Below are 20,397 nucleotides of genomic sequence, written 5' to 3'. Positions count from 1 at the left end.
GAATTCAGTAAATTGAATTACGGAATAATCAACGTCAAACATCATAAATTTTTAAGAAAGTGTTGGTTTAAAAACCTGACTTTCTGATTTTGATTCCTAAATTCACCAATTCTGAGTTCTAATTATCTCAGTTTTTGGAACTGACACAAGCTAACAAACTATAAATCAGGCAAGGTTAGGGTGAATGTCGTCCATCCATTGCTGCTTTCTACTTCAATGGTTCCTTGCAGTTGTTCCACTAACTTTTGTACTATGGGTAGACCTAATCCTGAGCCACCTTGATTCCAGATATCTGCATGAGGAAGGCGATAGAATTTTTCAAAGATGCGTGGTAATTCTATTGCCGGAATTTCTGTTGAGTTACTGATACTAATAATAGTTCTTGGGGGTGTTTGTGAAGAATTTTGATGTACATTGAAGATAATTTCACCGCCCGCAGGTGTATATTTACAAGCATTATTGAGCAATTCACCTAAGATTCGTTCTAAACTAGTACCGTCTGAGAATAATGGGGGAAGATTAGCAGGAAGATTTATTTGTAGAGTTTGCTGATGTTCTTGAATACGGATTTGAAATGGCTCAATCACCCAAGGTAGCCACTGTTGTAACAACAGTGCATCTGGTGTAATTATGAAGTAGGATGAGCTTTCTAGGCGTTGTAAGTCTAGTAAATCGTTGATTAGTTCTAGCTCGCGATCGCACTCGGCATCCATTAATTGTAGATAGTGTTGAGTTTCATCAATATCAGTATTACTTTGTAACATTTGAATCATGACTTTGATGTTACTCAGAGGCGATCGCAACTCATGAGAAACTAAACTCAAGAAGTCATTTTTGAGTTGATTTATTTCTTCTAATTGACTCACAAGTTGTTCTTGTTCTATTTGCTTTTGTCGCGCTTCAATGGCCCGTTTACGTTCAGTAATATCTCGAAATATCAACACAGCACCGGTAATATTATCTTTGTCATCTTTAATTGGTGCAGCACTATCATCAATTGGTATTTCTGCGCCGTCTCTGGTAATCAAAACCGTTTCCGTTGGTAGATTGACAATACTACCATCTTGAAGGACTTTGACAATGGGATTTTCAATTGGGTGGTGAGTTTCTCCATTGGCAATATTAAATACTTCTGATGAACTTTTCCCAAAAGCCTCTTCCTGTTTCCATCCAGTCAAATTTTCAGCCACAGGATTCATAAAAGTTATCAATTCTTGTAAATCGCTAGCAATCACACCATCGCTGATACTTTTTAAAAGTGCATCCAGCCATTTTTTATTTGCTTTTAGTTGTTTTTCTAAACCGTGTTTCACTAAAGTGATCTCAATATTAGTTTGCAATTCTTTTTCTTTAAACGGCTTGATTAAATAACCAAATGGCTCAGTTATTTTCGCTCTTTGTAATGTGGTTTCATCTGCATAAGCCGTCAAATAAATTATTGGGATATCCAATTTTTTCGAGATTTCTTCAGCAGCTTCTATGCCGTCCATTTTGCCTTTTAACCTAATATCCATTAGCACCAAATCCGGTAAAATTTCCACAGCTTTATTAATGGCTTCTTCTCCAGAAGAAGCTATGGTAGGAACCAGATAACCAAATTTCTTTAATCGATACTGTAAATCTTTGGCAACAATAGCTTCATCTTCTACAACTAAAATTTTGGCGTTTGTCATATTAAAGGTTTTTTATTTTTTATATAAAGGGAAATTTCAACTGGCATTGGACTCCATTTTCACCTGTGATATTGATAGTTCCGGCCAACTGGTAGGTAAGAGCATCGACTAACTGTAAACCTAATGATGCTATTTTTTGTAAATCAAAGTCTGGAGGTAAACCAACACCGTCATCGCTAACTTTCAGAATCAAATTATTATCATCGCTGAGATAAAGTTGAATACAAATTGAACCGTTTGTATTTGCGGGAAATGCATATTTTAAGGAATTAGATACAAGTTCGTGAATAATTAAGCTACAAGGAATAGCTGTATCTAAACCTAGTAAAACATCCTCAGTAATATTGATGTTTACAGCTATATTATCTTCATTGACTTCATATGCAGTGAATAAACTTGCCACCAAATCTTGGGTATATTCCCTAAAATTAATCCTTGCTAAATCTTGGGATTGATACAATTTTTCGTGAATCAGAGCTATTGATGCAATTCGTTGTTGACTTTGTTGGAAGATTGCCAAATCTTGTTTATCTGTGATATACGCAGATTGCAAATTGAGCAAACTGGAAATTACCTGTAGATTATTTTTTACCCGATGATAAATTTCTTTTAATAAGACCTCTTTTTCTAAAAGTGATGCTCGAATTTGCTCTTGGGAATGCTTGCGATCGCTAATATCTTCGATGACAGCAATAAAATACTTTGGCTGTGCGTTAGATTCACGCATTAAAGATACAGTGATGTTAACCCAAACAATGGAATTATCTTTGCGGAAATAGCGCTTTTCCATTGAAAAAGTGGGAATGCGATCTGCTAAAATATCCTCAACATATTTTAGGTCAGCTTCAAGATCCTCTGGATAAGTAATATCTTGGAAAGTTAGCAATTGTAGTTCTTCGAGTGTATAACCAAGAATATCACAAAGCCTTTGATTAACTAATAACCATCTTCCATTTATTGCCACATGAGCAATGCCGACAGCAGCCTGATGAAATGCACACCGGAATCGCTGTTCGCTTTCCCGCAATGCTACTTCTATTCGTTGACGCCGAGTAATTTCTGTCTGTAATGATTGATTAATTCTAGTTAATTCTGCTGTGCGTTCCTCAACTATGTTTTCTAATTGATTAAGTAAGCTACTGAGTGCCTCCTCTGCTTGCTTGCGCTCAGTTATATCAGTATGGGAGCCTGCCATCCTGACTACATCGCCGTTTTCATCCCACAGTCCTTGACCTCGATTTAAAATCCATTTGTAACTACCGTCTTTACATAAAACTCGATGCTCGGTAATGTAAAAAGGTGTTTTCTTAGCAAAGTGATCTTGAACTGCTTGTGTTACCCAATTGACATCGTCGGGATGAACTCGTTTTAACATTTCATCTAAATGGTTAGAAATTTCATGGTCTTGGTAACCAAGCATTTCCTTCCAACGAGTCGAGAAAAAAACTTCATTAGTTTTAAGATTCCAGTCCCAAATTCCATCATTATTACCACGTAAAGCTAATTGCCAGCGTTGTTCGTTTTCTCTTAAAATTTCCTCAGTACGTTTGCGCTCAGCAATTTCCTTTGCTAGTTGGCAGTTGGCTGTCTCTAGTTGAGCAGGACTCGGTAGAGCTAATGCCTGGGGTATTAATGGTACAAGTTCTAAAGCGGTAACTACTGAGACAAAAGCGGTAACAGCTTTAATTAACCCTGATAGCCAATAAGTAGGATACCAAAGCGTCCACACATCCATTAAATGAGTTGTGCCGCAAGCAACAATGAATGTGCTAAACATCAGGAATATCCAGTCAAAAGGCACATCTCTTCGTTTGCGAACAAAATAAACTAACATGACTGGAATTGAATAATAAGCAAGTGCAGTTAGCACATCTGAAATTAAATGCAACCATACAAGTCCTGGTTTCCAGAGGTAGCAATGTCCGTGAGGAATAAACTGGTCAGCAGAGAAAAAACTATTTAAAAATTCCACGATTGAAACCCATATACTGCACAAATCCTCATCGAAGCCAGAGTGTGAGAAAAGAGATTTTCTGCCTAGCTTCATAGATGCCAACTACTAGTTCGCCAAGTGAACTTGGCTCTTTAAAGGGAAAGGGGAAAGGGGAAAGGTTTTAAATCCCTTACTCTTTAGACCTTTCCTTTTTCGCAGCCCTCACAAGCGCATTTTTGGGTTGGCAGACCACTAGAGTGTGGCTTCTCACATTCTAAAAGAGAAAATGTTCAGCATTCGTCAGAACAATGCTGTACTATAAAGCACAAATTTTGGGCTAAGATTAAGTACATTTCGACGTTGGTTTGGGCTTCTGCATCCTGGTTTAGGCATATTTTGTAAATTTTGTCACTGAAAAATTTAATAATTTATTTAAATTAAAATACCGCGATCGCTTTGGTGATTGTTACCGTAAATTTTCTGAAATAAATTTATATATAGCAATGAACAACTATTGATGAAAAACAAAATCCCCGACTTCTGTGAAAAAGTCGAGGTTCTGTGGCTATGCAACGATGGCAAATTGAGATTGATGAATTAAGAACGTGACATAATAATAATTCCCATCAAAATTATTCCTAGTCCAAGGCATTGGTTGAGGGCAAGGCGTTCTCCAAAAAACCAATTTCCAGTAATAGCAATTAGGCCAAATCCCAACCCAGCGAAGACGGGGTAAGCTGTGGAAACTGCTAGTTTATCTAATGCTTTGCCAAATAGAACTACGTTGATGCTGTAAAAAACCAGTCCACTGATAAACCAAGGGGACAATAGTAATGACACTAAACCAGGATCGGGGGCTTCAAGGCGCGATCGCTTCAATAACAAATTCCCAATGCAAGTATTGATACTAGCAGCGAAAACGAAAGTCCATGCGTTGAAAGTAAAGTTCATATATAATCCTGATTAAGAAAATTGCTTGATAAGCGATAATCAACTGTCTTTTTGAGTGCTTGTGGAACTCGAATAGGGATGGCTTTTTTTGTACAACTGAAGATAGTATGTATTGATTTATTGCAAGAGCGATCGCCACTACACACAAAATTGAATTTTTAAATGTAGGGTTTAATAAGATATATTACTTGTTGAGTTCTTATTTTCCTACCAATATCATTAGGATGATAGTGAGTGTCAAACATTAAATTATGCTCTAAAGTAGCTTGATAAGGATCTCCAAGTAAAGGAATTTTATGATGTTGGTAATATTTTTTGATATCGTCAAAAAATAATTGATATTTCTTTTGGTGATATTGCTCTTTTTGCTGCATAACAGGATAAAGAGCTAAAACTTTAACTTTTTTGTGTTTGCACCAATTAAGAAAATCTTCAATAATACCATGACTATCAATTTTGTAGTTTTCACCTATATCAAATTGAACAGGTAAAGTGTCTAATGCCTTACCACCTATATTACAAAGTTCGTCTCCAAAACCATTAAAAGACAATCCTGTGTAACATTTAGTTTTTAAGGTTTTATGTAAATCAGAAAAAATATCTTGTCTAAGATTATTCATGAATAGACTTAATACAATATCTGTATTAGATATTTTTAAAATATGATTGAATTTTTCAACAATGCTTAAGCTATGAAAATATTCAGGATCGTTTGATAAGACGTGTTTAAGATAAGTATTGCTAATTTCACCATCCCACATATATGCACTATATTCTAGGGGTAACAAAACAATGTCTCCTTCTGCTATAGTTTTTTTTGCATCATCAAGTATATATTTAATATCAAGCCCTGCATGAATCGCTAAGTTGACTGTAGGCATTCCTATTTCTTGAGAAATTGTTTCTGCGCTAATACCAAAAAGGGCATTACTTCCAGCAACAATCAATATTTTATTGCCTAGAACTGATAAAGCTTTATTTTTTTTATGTTTCTGTGCAACTGATATCCAGTCTTCTGTACCTATAATATAACGACCTACTAAGCAAAAACCCAAAAGTAGATGAGTAGATAGTCCTAAAAATAGCCACAAAAAAATAACGATTAAATAGGTTTTATATGCCTTTTTTCGATGCTCTAAATAGTTCGATATTTGCAATTCTAAATTCGATGTTTCTTTTTTAGTGTACGACATATTTTAATTAAAACTGAAAGTACAAAAACTCTGATGCTTTAGCTTCTAATACCTTTGATATAGCTATAAAAGATATCAATCCTAGGCTTGTTGCCCAAAGTAAGTTAGGTTTCCATAAAAATGCATGACTAATTTTACTTTCATCACTTGATAAAGTAGGTTTACACTGCATAAGTATCTGTTGAGTATTAGGTGCAAACCAGACAATGACCAATAAAAATGGCAACCAAAATCCATAGAAAACAATGTTTGAAGTTAAATTTGATAAGTTATTGTGAAAGAAACTAGTAAAATTAAACTTCATCATTGATTGCAGAATAATTATTGCTCCATCAAGGGACTCTGAACGGAAAAATACCCAGGCAACAACTACAGATAAAAAAGTAAGTATTCGGTAAAATAATCTTTCAAAAATAGATGGTTTATTATTATGCCAAGATAAATATTTTTTCATGGATATATATAAATGATTTATGATTAAATAACATCCATGCAGTCCTCCCCAAATAACAAACGTCCATGACGCACCATGCCATAAACCTCCAAGCAGCATTGTAATCAAAAGATTCACATATCGCCTCGTTTCTCCCTTGCGATTTCCTCCAAGAGGAATGTATAGATAATCCTTAAGAAATCGCGACAGTGTAATGTGCCAACGCCTCCAAAAATCAATAATACTATTAGCTTTATAGGGAGAATCGAAGTTAATTGGCAATATAATACCAAAAATTCTGGAAATACCAATTGCCATATCTGAGTATCCTGAAAAATCAAAGTATAACTGGAATGTATACGCTAAGACACCACGCCAAGCTTCAAAAGAATCAAGTTCCGTTCCAGATGCAGCTGCGACAAAAATAGGTGTTGAATATGCAGATACACAATCTGCTATAATTACCTTTTTAAATAATCCTAAAGAAAAAATAGTCCATCCTAATGCAAGATTCTCATAACTAAATTTGATAACTTTTTGGTTAGCAAATTGTGGTACTATTTCCCAGTGATGAACAATTGGCCCTGCAATTAATTGAGGAAAAAATATGACAAATAAACAATAATCTAAAAAACTATAATTTCGAGTTTTTCCATTATAGGAATCAACTAAATAGGCAATTTTCTGGAAAGTAAAAAATGAAATACCTAGTGGAAGTATTATATTTTTTAAATTCAATTCAGCCCCGGTAAATACATTAAAATTATCGATAAAAAAATTCGCATATTTATAGTAGCCTAATATGGCTAAATTTACAGCAATACCTAGATATAAAAATAAATTATAAATACCCAATGAATATGATTTTGCTGGATTGTCTCGGTACTTATTTCCTAAAAAAATACCCATTCTATAGTTAAAAATCATTGATGAAACAATGAGGATTATTGAGCTATAATTCCAGTATCCATAAAAGACAAAGGATGCTAAAACTAGCCAAATAATTGCGACTTGACGAAGCCCAAAGCTACCTAATCCATAAAATCCGAAGATTGTTATAGGTAAGAACACAAAAATAAACTCACAAGAGTTGAATAGCATATGAATATTAATTACTCAAATTTATATTTGCAGCAATTCTAAATCATTTATGAAAAATATTGAGACGGGCAGTGTCAGAAATTAAAATATCTCATTAACTGCCCAGTTACCTGTATTTCACAAATTAAATAAAAATCCTATATGTTGAAATCATGAATCTTAAGACAATTGAAGAGTGCTATCAATTGTCTCAAAACTAAGTGTTGACGATAATTAACGCAAATAAAATAAGATATAAGATATCTCATTTTACTGCTTCAATATTAAGACTTACAGGATAATATTTCCCGCGCACAAAATGTTGATATACAGAATAATCATCAAAGGTAGTCATTTCACAAGAATTTGGTTGCCATTGTCGAATTTCTTGAAATCCTGTTTTTTTTAGTAACTTTTCTGCACTGGAATTAGTAAATGTTGTCATATGAAAATTATGCTCATAATCCTGACCTCCCATTAGAATGCCTAAAATCGTATCAATGTTGTTTCCATTTTTGTTATAGATATTTAGCAATAAATCAAAATCAGGAATAGATAAACGTAGGATGCCACCTTTTTTCAGCACGCGAAACCATTCAGATAAAACTTTGGGAACTTTAGCATGGGGAAAATGCTCCAAACAGTGTGAAGCGTATATTAGATTCACACTATTGTCTTCAAAAGGAGATAGTTTATCGATTGATATTTGATAGTGAATATGAGGTGCTGCTAAAAGATCAACGTTAATAAATTTAGGATGTATCACAAAACCACATCCTAAATGAAGATTGATTTCCCCAGTTTCAACTGATGGTAAATTAAATGGTAAAAATTTGCTTTTAATATTTGCGTATTTGACACGTAAAGACACTGGAATTAAATTCTTGTAGAAGCTTATATTCATACATCAAATCCTTTGAATACTAGACTATAATTTAGCTATTAATTCACCTTTTCATAAACTATGTCGTAGTAATTTCCTCCGTTTTTACGTGAAGCAAAATTATGCTTAGAGTATTCTTTAAACCCATGATTAAGCAGAAAATTCTCAATATCCTTGAGTTGACAACAACCAACATACGATTCAAAATCAGGTACTTCTGTCTTAATGTATTTAAATTTATCTAAAATAGACTCTGCTCCTTTCAAAACAAGTAATTCAGAACCTTGAGTGTCCATAACAAGAGCATCATATTTGTCTATATTTATATTTTCTTTATGTACTAAAGATACCAATGTCGTACTTTTAAGCATAATCGATCGTTCATAATTAACCTGTGGCCAAATATCTTTATGAAGATTAAAATGAAAAATTGATGAAGATGCTCCATTATTGTTAGCAATGTTAAATTCATAATTTTCGTTTTCCTTGTCAGTTACTAAATATTGATATCCTTGCTGGCGTGGGTATCTTTTCAGATTATTTTTCAATTTTTCAAATATTTCAGGTATGGGTTCAATCCAAATGACATCTAGTTTTTGCTGTGCATATATTTTTCTCTCCTGACCTGTATTAGCACCAACATGAATGACACCAGAAACGTTATTAAGAAATGAATCTGGATTTTTTTTAAAATTTATTCCTATCGTTTTCAGTACTACTTTTGGCCAATTTATCAAATGGTTGATTTGTGTATCTTCCATAACTTATCTCCGTATTTAGAGTTAATTATTGAATTCAATTGAGATGGAAATAGTCACAGGTAGTAATTATTGCTCAACTGCGATCGCAGCGTCCAAAACAACATGTTTAAGGTTTTATACATTGGATTTAGGCTTAGAATTAACCTCTTTTACCAACTTCACAAAACGAGGCATGTCAACCAGAAATGAGAAAATAGCAGATAATGAGTTAGATTTTTTAAGTCCCCAAGGTGTTAGCTTCCAAGTTGCAACAAATCCATTAGCCATATGCACATCTCCGGCTAACTTGGCATTTTGTTTAGCTTCGTCACCTCTAACGTAAGCGACACCCCGACCACCTGATAAGTGAGCATAGTTATGATTCTGATGTATGGCTGTAACCACATCTGTGGCATCAACAACCGGCATTCCTAATTTCCGAGCATAATAAACCATCCAATGATCCCAATGACCCCTTCCAACAGCAAAAGATGGAATTTCGGCATAAAGTGGCTTAGGAAATACAAAATAATCCATACACACAATTGATGCTAATGCCCCTTGTTTTAAAGCAAAGTGACGAAGTTCTGTATCCCAATTAGGTAGATCAAAGTTCAGCAGTTCTGTAATATTTACATCAGTACGTTGTCCAGTCATGATAAAACGATCGAGAGATGTGGTTTGCAATTGCTTAACAGCTACCAAGAAGTCATTTAATAGAATGATGTCAGTATTTACATAGCTCAGAATAGAAGCTTTAGCAAGTTCATGAGCTTGTCGAAATATACCATCTAACAAAGGTGTACCATATTCATTTAACTGAATATTTGGCACGTGAATTACATCCAATTTTTGAGAAATTTCTTTGATACCTTCGTCGTTACCAAACAAAATAATCTGTGGTTGAGGAGAAAGCAATTTCCAACTCTTAATCGCGTTCTCTTGAATAATACCAATATGTCCTTTAAAGGCTTTAGGCACAGTAAAAATTGTAATCGGTTCTTCAGGAAAATAGATTAAATTCATATCCTTGATTAGTATGATTACAGAAAGCTGTATGATATTTGTATCTGAATTACATTATTGATAGCCGGTTGATAATGAATAGCGATCGCTACAGATGCATCCGATATAAGTCTATATATTGTAAGAGCGATCGCCATTTTTTTATCCTACTTCTTACTTCCTATTTTCAACATAGATCTATTGTTCGGAATAATCCAGAAAAATGGATTACCCCAGATTCGAGTGCTAATAGCAATATATAATCCTATTAACTGAATACTCCATAAATGTAAATTCCACCTTGTGGGAATTTGCGTTTTCTGGTCAATTTTACGCAGTACAATTGGGTTCCAGCCAAGTTGCCCATCAACCAAATGTAACCCCTGTTTGGTAAACAGATTCAACCTGCCACTATACTTTTGATTTGACTTCAAATGCGTCAAATAATTCTCATTAACTAAATAAAATGGGGCATGGATAATAGCTTTTCCTCCAAATCGCAAATAGCCAGCAATTTCAGCCACAAAAGAGGGTGGGTCGGAAACGTGTTCTAGCACATCTAAGCACAAAACCACATCATAAGTTTCTTTAGAAATTGTCTGAATATCATTAACAATAGATACTGCCAAGCCAGAGTCTTTAAAGAGCCGACGAGCAAATGTTTCCGTATAGCCTGGAACATCATAATAAGTAACATGATGTCCAGCTTGAGCCAAATAAAGAGTATCAATGCCCAACCCATCCCCTAAACAGAGAATATCCAAAGGAGAACTCTTTTCCCGGCTCAAATACTTCCCAATCCAATCACGCATTTGTAGCTTAATGTGATTACGGTTCCACGCCACCAAATTGTACAAAAATGCATCTGTATTATTGTAAAATTCGCTCATCTGTTCGCTCCAGACATGTGGTAACAAACCCTGTTCATGAAAGTCACGGATTTGTTTACGACCAAGATGAATTTCTTCTTCTTCTAGATTATGACGAACAGTTTCAACAGATTCATGAGTAATTTCAGCAATCAAATTAATAATCCAATTGTTATCATCAAGTGGTTTAACAAGAGGAGAAGGAAGATTTACACGCTGGTCAGTAAAAAAGATCATATTTTTAATTTCCTGGAGGTTGCAAATTATTACTATTGTTATCCACCGAATTAGTTTTACCAAAATGCTTTTGCTTTATTGCCTTGTAAAATATCAGGGTTTTCTATACTTTTTTTGGTGATTTGTTGAAATGCAATAAAAGCGATTGCCAAAGCTTTAATTTTTTTAATTACTGTATTGAAGTTGATTTGTTCATCACCTAGGATTTTTGTTAAAAATCCAATTGGTTTTGTCACAGTAAACCAGGGAAAACCGGGATTTATGATAGTTTTAATATTATGTTCTCCATAAAGTAATTTCAATCCTTGAAGATAAGCTGTCCATCTATATACTTGTTCTATCCAAGCTTTTTTTGGTGGCTTATCCATTGTCATATCTGTAATACTAGGCGTTCTGTTTGTAGAAATAACATCTAGAACTATGCTGTCTACAAACCCCGCATGTTTAGCTAAGATAGTAAGAAAAGCGTCTTCACCTCTTCCAGGATATCTTTCAGCGATTACTGCTAACAAACTAACTATTGTGTCAGTTTTACCAACTGTACCTCCTCCCCATTTACACTGATAGCCGCTAAATCTGCCATGAACAATATCTAGAAACCATTGGATAGGAGGCACTTCTTCAGTAAAATTAGGAAGTAAAACTTCAGTTCCATTCACTATATTTTTTCGATAAATAGCAAACTTATTTCTCGCACCCAAAATATCTATTTTAGGGTTATTTTGTAGTTGATTTACTATTAACTTTAAGCCGTTAGACTCTGGATCGATAACTGAATAATTTTGATTGACTAAAAAGAGAGATTCAGCATCAAAAGTCACCAAAATTGCAGGAGGTATCCATCCATATTTTATACTCTTAAGCAATAATGAACCATAAATATCTCCTAAAATACGTATTTTACCTGCTGAATGTTTCCCTTCTTTTTGATGCACAATAAATATTCGATGTCTGCAATGATGTTTCTCCATATTATTTAAATAATATGGTTCACCTTCGCACATTACATTGTCAAATATTGGCGCTGGAATATTGTTTGCCAACTTTTCTCCAGTATATAGATGAATGACTTGGATATCTGGTAACAACAAAAATTGATCGATAACAGTTGGACATTCAAAACCATTATTCAACCCGATGACTATATCAGCCATCATCCCCATTTGTGAGATTTGTTGAATGATTTTAGGGATGGTATAGGGTAAATAATTTTCGGCTCCTTTAGTAGTTGCAACTATTCCTAATATTCTCGTGTTGTCAAAAGTATTATTAGTTTTACTCTGAATCCAATTTCTATAAGACAAAACAGCTTGTACATCTGCTTCTAAAGTTCTGTTTTGTTTTTCTCGTAATGTAATTCTCTCTTCTACAAAATTGCTGGATTGTTGTAATGGTAATAGTTTAGTGAAAAACATTGCTTTACTCCTTTGAGATATAACTTATTTGCCAACGCAATTTCATACACAGTAATCGAGGTGACATTCGCTGTGATTTTAGATAGTAGCGATCGCGGTATTATTTAAGTCAAAAATACAAGTATTGGTATTCCACCAGACATTAAAAACAAAATGTTAATTGTTTTTGCACAGTAAATAGCGATCTACAAGTTGACCTTATATGCGTTGATATATTGCCAAAGCGATCGCCATTACACATCGAGCTAGCCTGAAACTACAAACGAATCTAAATACTGCCAGAAATTTCTTCATCTACCTGAAAGCAAATTCTTAACAGGATTTAACTCTTTTTGTGACGTATTTCATAATGATGAACTGGCGCAGTGATATGATCTGCGGCAAAATTTTTGGCATTTGCACGCCTGCGGTTCAGCTTAACTATATCCAACCACTGATAAACTTTATCTACAAATTCTGGACAAAATTGCCCAATAGCAAACATTAGTTTAGTCATATTTGCTGTTAGTAGATTTTGATTGACAATTATCTCTGAGTTGTTTTGTTTGATAGCTCTAATTACTGCATTTGCTACATCTATTGGTGTAGATATACCTGCTAACCAAGGAACAGATACACGACTATTAACAGTCATACCAGTTTCAGAGATATATCCTGGACAGATTACTGAGATGTTAGTATCAGTAGCAGCTAATTCTTGTCGCATAGCATCAGTCCACATAATCAAACCAGCTTTACTCGCAGAATAAATGCTGTTGTAAGGGACTCCCTTTTTGCCAGCTAGAGAAGCAATATTAACAATGTGACCAGTACGCCGCTCCAACATACTTGGCAGAAACAAACGGGTTAATTCAGCAGCAGCGAGTAAATTAATTGTTAATATTGACTGGATATCCTCTAGAGAATAATCAACAAAATCTCCGTAAATTTCTATGCCAGCATTATTAATTATAATATCTACTGAACCAACAATTTTATTAATGTGCTGCTTGAGAGTTGATAATTCTGTGACATTTTTAATATCAAAGGGAATACTTATCCCTTTCCCACCCAAAGCTTTGATTTGAGCGCATGTTATATCTAGTCCTGATTTCAAACGAGAAACACAAACTACAGTTGCATGTTCTCTAGCTAGAGCGCGAGCAATGTATACTCCTAAACCACGCGATGCACCTGTCAAAAGTACTGTTTTACCTGCTAAACTTGTCATGATAAACACCTTAAATCTTATCCTGTTGCTGTCATACTATTTGAGAAAATAAAGCTGTAAATAACAGCTTTTTTAGATAAACTTTGTTATCTATTTATCTAGAGATTCTTTGCTATAATTAATTTATACGCCTGAATAATATAAATTAAATAATTCGCAGCCTGCACCATATTTTCAATCACGCAAAAATATTTTCACCAAAAAGCTTTTGCTTCACTACCCTGTAAAACATCATACTTTTTATGGCTATTTATTTGCACTTTTTTAGAAATAAAAAATGCAATTATCATCAATTTTATTTTAGTAATAACCGTATATAAATTAATTTTTTCATCTGCCATTACCAGTTTCCAAAATGTAATTGGATGGGTTAAAATAAAATAAGGAAAACCATGATTTACCAACATTTTTATGTTATGTTTTCCATAAACTAAATTTAAGGGATAAGTAGAAACGAACCATCTATATATTTGTTCTATCCAAGCTTTTTTTTGGGGTTGTTCTATTGTCATATCCGTCATACTGGGAGTTCTATTTGTCGAAATGACATCTAAAAATATGTTGTCTATAAAGCCTGCATACTTAGCTAAGATGGTAAGTTGAGTATCTTCTCCTCTAATACCTGGATAATTTTTAGAAATCACTACTAATAAGCTCACTATCACATCAGTTCTACCAAATGTGCCTCCTCCACATTTACACTGAAAACCGCTGAATCTACCATGAGCAATATCCATAAACCATTGGATAGGAGGCACTTGCTCGCTAAAATCAGGCATTAAAACTTCAATTCCATCTAATATTGCTTTTTGATAAACAGCAAACTTATTTCTGGTACCTAAAATATCAATTTTAGATTGATTTTGCAGTTCATTTACTATTAATTTTAAGCCATTAGATTCTAAATCTATAACTGAATGATTGTGGGCAACTAAAAACTGAGATTCAGCGTCAAAAGTCACTAAAATGGCAGGTGGTATCCATGCATGTTCAATACTCTTGAGTAGTAATGAACCATAAATATCTCCCAAAACTCTGATTTTCCCTGCTGAGTGTTGCCCCTGTTTTTGATGTACAACAAATATTCTATGTCTGCATTGCTGAGGGTCAATGTTAGTTAAATAATAAGGTTTTCCTTGGCACATTACATTATCAAATATTGATGCTGGAATATTATTGGCTAACTTTTCTTCAGTATATAAATGAATAATCTCGGTATTTGGTAGCAAACTAAAACCATCTATAACAACTGGACATTCAAAGCCATTATTTAAACCAATTACTATATCAGCCATCATCCCTATTTCCGAAATTTGTTGAATAATTTTAGGGATAGTATAAGGTAAATAATTTTCGGCTCCTTTAGTAGTTGCAACTGTGCCTAATATTCTGGTATTGTCAAAAGTATGATTAGTTTGAGTCCGAATCCAATCTCGATAATAGAGAACAGATTTGACATCTGCATTCAAAGTTCGATTTTGTTTTTCTCGTAATGTAATTTCTTCTGGTAAAAATTTTCTGAATTCATCAGATAGTTTGAAGACATTATTCAAAAACATTAATTTGCTCCTTTCTAATATTTAAATGTTCAGTTTTTACTTGACCGTATTCCAGCTTGACAATTCGATCTGCTAGATAAAAATATTGGTCATCGTGACTAATAACCAGTACAGTTTTTCCTCTATTCTTTAGCTCTGGGAGAAGTTGAGTGTAAAAAATTTCTTTGAATACAGGATCTTGATCTGATGCCCATTCATCAAACATATAGATGGGACGATCTTCAAGATAAGCAGTAAGCAGAGCAAGGCGTTTGCGTTGTCCTTGAGAAAGCTCTGTAGTGGAAAGTACGCCATTCTTGACCTTAACTTTGTGGTCAAGTTGCAATTTAGCGAGATATTTTTGAGTTTGGAAATCGAGATTTTGATTATCAAAACCAAGAAAGCGATCGAAAAGATAAAAATCAGAAAATACTACCGAAAATTGCTGACGATACCATTCTATGTTCTCGTTATTAATGGGATTACCATCTAGATAAATATTTCCTGTTTCAGGTATATAAAGCCCAGTAATTAATTTAGCAAGAGTAGATTTACCACTACCATTACCTCCTAAAATAAAAATAATTTCTCCTTGATGAAGTTTCAAGTTAATCGGCCCAAGTACAAAACTGTTTTCCTCTGGTTCATGATAGTAACTATGAGTAATATTTTCCAGTTTTAAATGTTTCCATTTATGGGATATCAACAAAGTATCATCAATAATCTCATGTGCAGAGTTTGTCAATGAAAGACCTAAAGACTCTACTTTTTTCAAAGCAACTACCGCTCTGGTTATATTAGGCATTGTGCTCATAATATACTCCAGAGGAGATATCAAGTAAATAATAGTTAGAGCGTATGCAGATAAAATTGTAGGATGAATTTTGTTAATTGCAGGTATAGCGAATAAAAGCAAACCAATGGCAACAAAAAATAAAATTTGTCCCCAACTAGCAGCGGCAGCAAATATGCTCATACCCATAACATTATGCTGGCGAGATGATAGAGCAGTCTTATGCAAATCTTCTGAAAAAAATGCTTGCCGTCGTCTGCGGTGTAGTTTGAGTTCCTTTGTACCTTGGGTTATGGCGCGGAAATGCTTAAATAATTTATCTTCCTGTTCGCGAGCCAGTTTCAAAAAAGACATGGCTTTCATTGTTGGTAATGAATAGCTAAATATTCCGAAGAACATAAAGCTAATACCTATAAGGAAAATAAGTCGAGATAACCAACCCAAATAAATTAGGCAAGCAATTAAAATAGCAATATTAATACATAAAAAAGGAATAATAATAATTGTATTAGAGATTGTCTGGATATCTTCAACAAGAACAGCTAAAAGAGCATGAATGCCAATTTTTTCTAACTGCTTTAAAGGCGATGCTAAAATCCTACGACTTAACAAAATCCGCAAATTGAGAATGGCTTTTTGTGAAACCTGAATTAATAAAATTTGAGAAATAAAATTAGCAATTAGCCGTAGTAAACACAGAGCAATAAAACTCCAGAATAGTATAGCTTTCGATGGTTGATTTTGATTTAGTGTTGTATTAATTAGGGCAATTAAACCGGCAGCAGTACCACCGCTTAGAATGCCAGCTAACATTGCCAGACTGAGGTGAAGAGAGGAAGTACGTAATAGTAGGCGGATGAGGTTCATAATAGTAGTGAATTAACAATGGACAGGATTTTATCCGAGCCATGTTGTTTATTTATTCTTTAAAACTTGTGTCTGCTTAATACTGAAAATTTTAAAATCAACTGCGGCTATAGGAATCATTTTTGATTTTTTAAATTCTACAGCGTAGTTGGGGAGTGGGAAGTAGGGAATCAGGGTTTGCGAGTGTAGCAAATTTTTTCACCAAATCAAATCATAGTTTTATATTCAAGAAATTTTTAGTAAGCTGTTCCACGTAAAAATTGCACATTAATTCGTCAACAGCTGTTTACTTTTGACCGTTGATAGTCCACAGTCAAAGCTTCGACTGCGCTCAGCCTTGACCCTGAGCGGAATGGTCAACAGTCAGCAACCATGAATAATTTGCTTTTTTAGCGTGCATTAGCTTATAAGCAATATCAATTCATGTTTGAATGAATTCAAAATGAGTTATTACTTTGCAGACATATAAAAACAGAAGTTTCTAAAGCTAGTCCCTGGCAACAATCATATTATTACTGTTAAAACAGTATTTAAATTGCTTAATTAAGCTATAGACTTCTGATGTATAAGCATATTATCCCAGGGAGATACTCAATCGCAACTCATATGCAACTCGTAATATACAGTTATTAATCTTAGGGGCGCATAGCCATAAACCCCTGATACTGGTAGGTTCAGGGGAAATAAGAAGTCAAAGAAAGAACAAGGGATGCATGTTAAAGGGGAAAGGGAAAATAGCAAACTTTCTCACTTTCCCCTTCCCCTTTTCCCGACTTTTGCAATAAGTCTAATGGGCAAGATACACAATTTATTTTTGTTTTGTTAGTCTCGAAAAATAATAATAAGAGTAAAATTATGAAAACTTGATGCCATCTAGATTTGAGGCTTTATTTCCTAATAGAAACTAAAATTTATAGGGAAAAAATGAAAAATAAAGCTCCGTCATACCAATTCTGTATGAAGATGCATATCTAGGACAATACGGTTCGGTTAAAGGGAAAAGGGGAAAGGGGAAAGGTTTCAAATACATCCTTTATCCCTTACCCCTTAACCTTTTCCCAAACCACAAGAAAAGTTCATACTGCTTATCCGAACCGTATTGATATCTAGGATACAAGAACAAGGGTGTGCTATATAGAACTGTCTCTACAATACACCTCTTGCAAAAGTGCTTTTTGCAAGAGATGGAAAAAGGGGAAAGGTTAAAGGGGAAAGGGAAAACACAAAACCTTTTCCCGACTTATGCAAGAAGTCTAATGTTTTAGTGATTTTTGGTAAGATGTCAGTCATCTTGAGAAGCTTATATTGAATTAGCAGTCTCCCTAACAGCTTCTTGCAACCGCTCCACATCGCGCATTGCTGGTGCGCCAAACAACCGCTTGTATTCCCGGTTGAAGTGCGAGGCATCGTCATAACCCACATGGTAAGCAGCACTGGTAGTGTCAAAATAAATGATACAAATACAAGCGTCAGGGCGTAGGCTCTGCCTTCCCGCAGGGTACAGCCGTTCGCCCGTACAAGTCTCAAGATTTTGGTGAATTGGTATTAGGCAGGCGAGTGTCAAATTCTGCATTCACCTATTTTAGATTTGAGAGAAGCAAAATGTTTTCCACCTAGTTCAATTTGTCCTTGTATACACCCATCTTTCAATCTTTGAACTAAATATTCTAAATCATGAGCTATAAAATTTGCACCATGATCTGGTTCTATTAAACTCACTAAAGATATGTTGCTTTGTTGTTGATTAACCAAGCTAGAAATACCCAAAAAATTGAATACGCCAGATTCATAAGTTCCGCAAGGAACGGAAGGATTATCAACACCAACGCAATGTTCATTTGGTTTAAACCAATCTAATGCTGGATAGCCGTGGAAATGAACGATTGGCGCACCATCTTTGATTAATTCTGGTGTATACAAAGCAGCTGAAAGACTGATAGCAAGCATAACATAGATATCGTAAGAAGGTTTCATGTCTACTAGCTCGGAACGAATTACTTTAGGTAATTGCAGATATAGCTTGTCTTTCAAACCAATTCTGATGGCATCATCAGCAATATTTAAGTTTGTTTTGTTAGAGCCTGAGCGAGAACTTACTAGCCAAATATCGGGTATCTGCCTAAATACATACTCTTCTAATTTTTTGATTTTGGCATAACGTCTACCTTTGTCATTTTGGCGAATTTCATGGCTGCTAAACCCTGGAACAGGTAATAGATTTTCCCACTCATTTTTTGTGATTTCTATTTCTCCAAAATATTGTGGTGGTTCAGCGTAAGCAACAAAGCCATAGGAAACACCCGTTCTACCATTTATAATGGTACTGACTATATCTCTATGAGATTTTCGTTTGATAACTTTATCGAGCTTAAAACCAGGAGGAAATAAATCTGTTGATGCCAATTCTTGACCTAATTTGACTAATTTTGCAGCATAAATAGATTCTTGAGGATTATACTGCTCTACTTCAAATCGACTTAATAAAAGCGGCGCAATTGGTACAAAAACTTTAGGAATCAACGACTTTAAAACAAAATTAGCGATTTCGTTTCTTCTAAAAATAGAATCTGAAAGATTCATATTTAATATAGAAATCTTATCAGATGATACTCCAATGACAATTTCTGAAAATGTTCTGATTAGGGTGTTTAAGCCAATATTAATTTTTTCTTTGTATGGAATCAGGGGATTGATAAAGTCACGATCTATGTTAGTAATGACAATTACTTGTGTTTTACTAGGATTATCAACATACTTCGCTGCATAATCTTCAGCCCAACTGCTCAATCTAGCTATTTTAATTACAGGAATTTTGCGATTATTTAATATAACTCTAGAATAAATTTGATAGATGGTTTCTGCTAAGATAATACCTAATTTTCTGACGAGAGAAGGAGGAATTTCGACATCAATAATTGCATTAACTTCTGATTTAACTCCCTTGAATTTAAAGTTTTGTTTTTTATTAATTATTGGGAGTATCAAGTCATAATTAAATTCCGCGATCGCTTCTTCCCAAGATAAAATTTTCACACCATAATATTTTAATTGTTCTTGCAATTCTTGGCGAAATTTCAAAATTTCTTGATTCTTGTAAGTGTTGGGTAAAGGTTTAAATGTAACTGTTAATTTTTGAGCCATAATTTTAGGATCGATAATTGGCGGTTTATATTCCACAGATGATTGCTGAGCAAATCCACCAATTAAACGGCCAATTGTTTGTAGATTTAATCCTTGAGGTAAAGGAGTAGACTCTAAATCTAGAGCGACATCCATTTCCTGCAAAAATGCTACAATTTCTGTTTTATAAGTAACTATTTTTTCCTGAATATCTGGTGTGATTACTCCTTTTGGAGAGCGAATCTTTAATTTGTCGTTATCAACCCACAAATCAACGCCCTGTTGTGTTAGGTTTGCTACAAGTTCTGATACGTTCATAGTTGAATAATCTCCTCATTTTTTTCATTTTGTTTTATCAGTCTTTGAAGCAGAATTTAAAAATAAATACAGAATTTGTAATCGACGGTTAGATACTTCATGATTAATTTTTGTTATTTAACTATGTAATATTTTTAAA

General features: G+C 34.2%; 15 protein-coding genes. All 15 read right to left on the bottom strand.

Features of this window, described 5'->3' with window-relative positions; all coding sequences use genetic code 11:
- Positions 1 to 158: 158 nt before the first annotated feature.
- Positions 159 to 1,673, bottom strand: a complete 1,515-nt coding sequence (locus GNE10_RS05930) for an ATP-binding protein (protein ID WP_185564076.1) — start codon at positions 1,671 to 1,673, stop codon at positions 159 to 161.
- Between the two features lie 19 nt (positions 1,674 to 1,692).
- Positions 1,693 to 3,645, bottom strand: coding sequence for a PAS domain S-box protein (locus GNE10_RS05925; protein ID WP_221642743.1), 1,953 nt, complete (start codon positions 3,643 to 3,645; stop codon positions 1,693 to 1,695).
- 558 nt (positions 3,646 to 4,203) lie between these two features.
- A complete protein-coding gene (locus tag GNE10_RS05920; protein ID WP_099067538.1) occupies positions 4,204 to 4,557 on the bottom strand; it encodes a multidrug efflux SMR transporter in 354 nt (117 codons plus the stop codon).
- Between the two features lie 158 nt (positions 4,558 to 4,715).
- Positions 4,716 to 5,750, bottom strand: coding sequence for a hypothetical protein (locus GNE10_RS05915; RefSeq protein WP_185564074.1), 1,035 nt, complete (start codon positions 5,748 to 5,750; stop codon positions 4,716 to 4,718).
- A 7-nt stretch (positions 5,751 to 5,757) separates the two neighbouring features.
- Entirely contained in the window at positions 5,758 to 7,254 is a 1,497-nt protein-coding gene (locus GNE10_RS05910) for an MBOAT family O-acyltransferase (protein ID WP_311774791.1), read from the bottom strand.
- A 274-nt stretch (positions 7,255 to 7,528) separates the two neighbouring features.
- Entirely contained in the window at positions 7,529 to 8,134 is a 606-nt protein-coding gene (locus GNE10_RS05905) for a methyltransferase domain-containing protein (RefSeq protein WP_311774790.1), read from the bottom strand.
- A 71-nt stretch (positions 8,135 to 8,205) separates the two neighbouring features.
- Positions 8,206 to 8,907, bottom strand: coding sequence for an FkbM family methyltransferase (locus GNE10_RS05900; RefSeq protein WP_185564071.1), 702 nt, complete (start codon positions 8,905 to 8,907; stop codon positions 8,206 to 8,208).
- Between the two features lie 114 nt (positions 8,908 to 9,021).
- A complete protein-coding gene (locus GNE10_RS05895; RefSeq protein WP_185564070.1) occupies positions 9,022 to 9,912 on the bottom strand; it encodes a hypothetical protein in 891 nt (296 codons plus the stop codon).
- A 146-nt stretch (positions 9,913 to 10,058) separates the two neighbouring features.
- Positions 10,059 to 10,997 (bottom strand): bifunctional 2-polyprenyl-6-hydroxyphenol methylase/3-demethylubiquinol 3-O-methyltransferase UbiG, encoded by a 939-nt coding sequence (locus GNE10_RS05890; protein ID WP_185564069.1) that lies wholly within the window; start codon positions 10,995 to 10,997, stop codon positions 10,059 to 10,061.
- A gap of 56 nt (positions 10,998 to 11,053) precedes the next feature.
- Positions 11,054 to 12,412: a hypothetical protein gene (locus GNE10_RS05885; RefSeq protein ID WP_185564068.1), complete on the bottom strand. Its 1,359-nt coding sequence runs from the start codon at positions 12,410 to 12,412 to the stop codon at positions 11,054 to 11,056.
- A 322-nt stretch (positions 12,413 to 12,734) separates the two neighbouring features.
- Entirely contained in the window at positions 12,735 to 13,622 is an 888-nt protein-coding gene (locus GNE10_RS05880; protein ID WP_073645620.1) for an SDR family oxidoreductase, read from the bottom strand.
- Between the two features lie 194 nt (positions 13,623 to 13,816).
- Entirely contained in the window at positions 13,817 to 15,181 is a 1,365-nt protein-coding gene (locus GNE10_RS05875) for a hypothetical protein (RefSeq protein ID WP_185564067.1), read from the bottom strand.
- Positions 15,168 to 16,820, bottom strand: coding sequence for a cyclic peptide export ABC transporter (locus tag GNE10_RS05870; protein ID WP_185564066.1), 1,653 nt, complete (start codon positions 16,818 to 16,820; stop codon positions 15,168 to 15,170). Before GNE10_RS05870 ends, GNE10_RS05875 begins: the two co-directional genes overlap by 14 nt.
- A gap of 1,300 nt (positions 16,821 to 18,120) precedes the next feature.
- Positions 18,121 to 18,393: a hypothetical protein gene (locus GNE10_RS36480; RefSeq protein WP_397324935.1), complete on the bottom strand. Its 273-nt coding sequence runs from the start codon at positions 18,391 to 18,393 to the stop codon at positions 18,121 to 18,123.
- Positions 18,381 to 20,258: a hypothetical protein gene (locus tag GNE10_RS05860; protein ID WP_185564065.1), complete on the bottom strand. Its 1,878-nt coding sequence runs from the start codon at positions 20,256 to 20,258 to the stop codon at positions 18,381 to 18,383. Before GNE10_RS05860 ends, GNE10_RS36480 begins: the two co-directional genes overlap by 13 nt.
- Positions 20,259 to 20,397: the final 139 nt, after the last annotated feature.

The organism is Nostoc sp. 2RC (genome assembly GCF_014222165.1).
Lineage (GTDB): Bacteria > Cyanobacteriota > Cyanobacteriia > Cyanobacteriales > Nostocaceae > Nostoc > Nostoc linckia.
Note: the sequence above shows the minus strand (reverse complement) of the source record. Positions and strands in the feature narration are given on the sequence as shown.

Bases quoted from the DNA above. Each gene is read 5' to 3' on its own strand.
- GNE10_RS05930 (WP_185564076.1), bottom strand. From the start codon at position 1,673: ATGACAAACGCCAAAATTTTAGTTGTAGAAGATGAAGCTATTGTTGCC.
- GNE10_RS05920 (WP_099067538.1), bottom strand. From the start codon at position 4,557: ATGAACTTTACTTTCAACGCATGGACTTTCGTTTTCGCTGCTAGTATC.
- GNE10_RS05915 (WP_185564074.1), bottom strand. From the start codon at position 5,750: ATGTCGTACACTAAAAAAGAAACATCGAATTTAGAATTGCAAATATCG.
- GNE10_RS05900 (WP_185564071.1), bottom strand. From the start codon at position 8,907: ATGGAAGATACACAAATCAACCATTTGATAAATTGGCCAAAAGTAGTA.
- GNE10_RS05895 (WP_185564070.1), bottom strand. From the start codon at position 9,912: ATGAATTTAATCTATTTTCCTGAAGAACCGATTACAATTTTTACTGTG.
- GNE10_RS05890 (WP_185564069.1), bottom strand. From the start codon at position 10,997: ATGATCTTTTTTACTGACCAGCGTGTAAATCTTCCTTCTCCTCTTGTT.
- GNE10_RS05885 (WP_185564068.1), bottom strand. From the start codon at position 12,412: ATGTTTTTCACTAAACTATTACCATTACAACAATCCAGCAATTTTGTA.
- GNE10_RS05880 (WP_073645620.1), bottom strand. From the start codon at position 13,622: ATGACAAGTTTAGCAGGTAAAACAGTACTTTTGACAGGTGCATCGCGT.
- GNE10_RS05875 (WP_185564067.1), bottom strand. From the start codon at position 15,181: ATGTTTTTGAATAATGTCTTCAAACTATCTGATGAATTCAGAAAATTT.
- GNE10_RS05870 (WP_185564066.1), bottom strand. From the start codon at position 16,820: ATGAACCTCATCCGCCTACTATTACGTACTTCCTCTCTTCACCTCAGT.
- GNE10_RS36480 (WP_397324935.1), bottom strand. From the start codon at position 18,393: ATGCAGAATTTGACACTCGCCTGCCTAATACCAATTCACCAAAATCTT.
- GNE10_RS05860 (WP_185564065.1), bottom strand. From the start codon at position 20,258: ATGAACGTATCAGAACTTGTAGCAAACCTAACACAACAGGGCGTTGAT.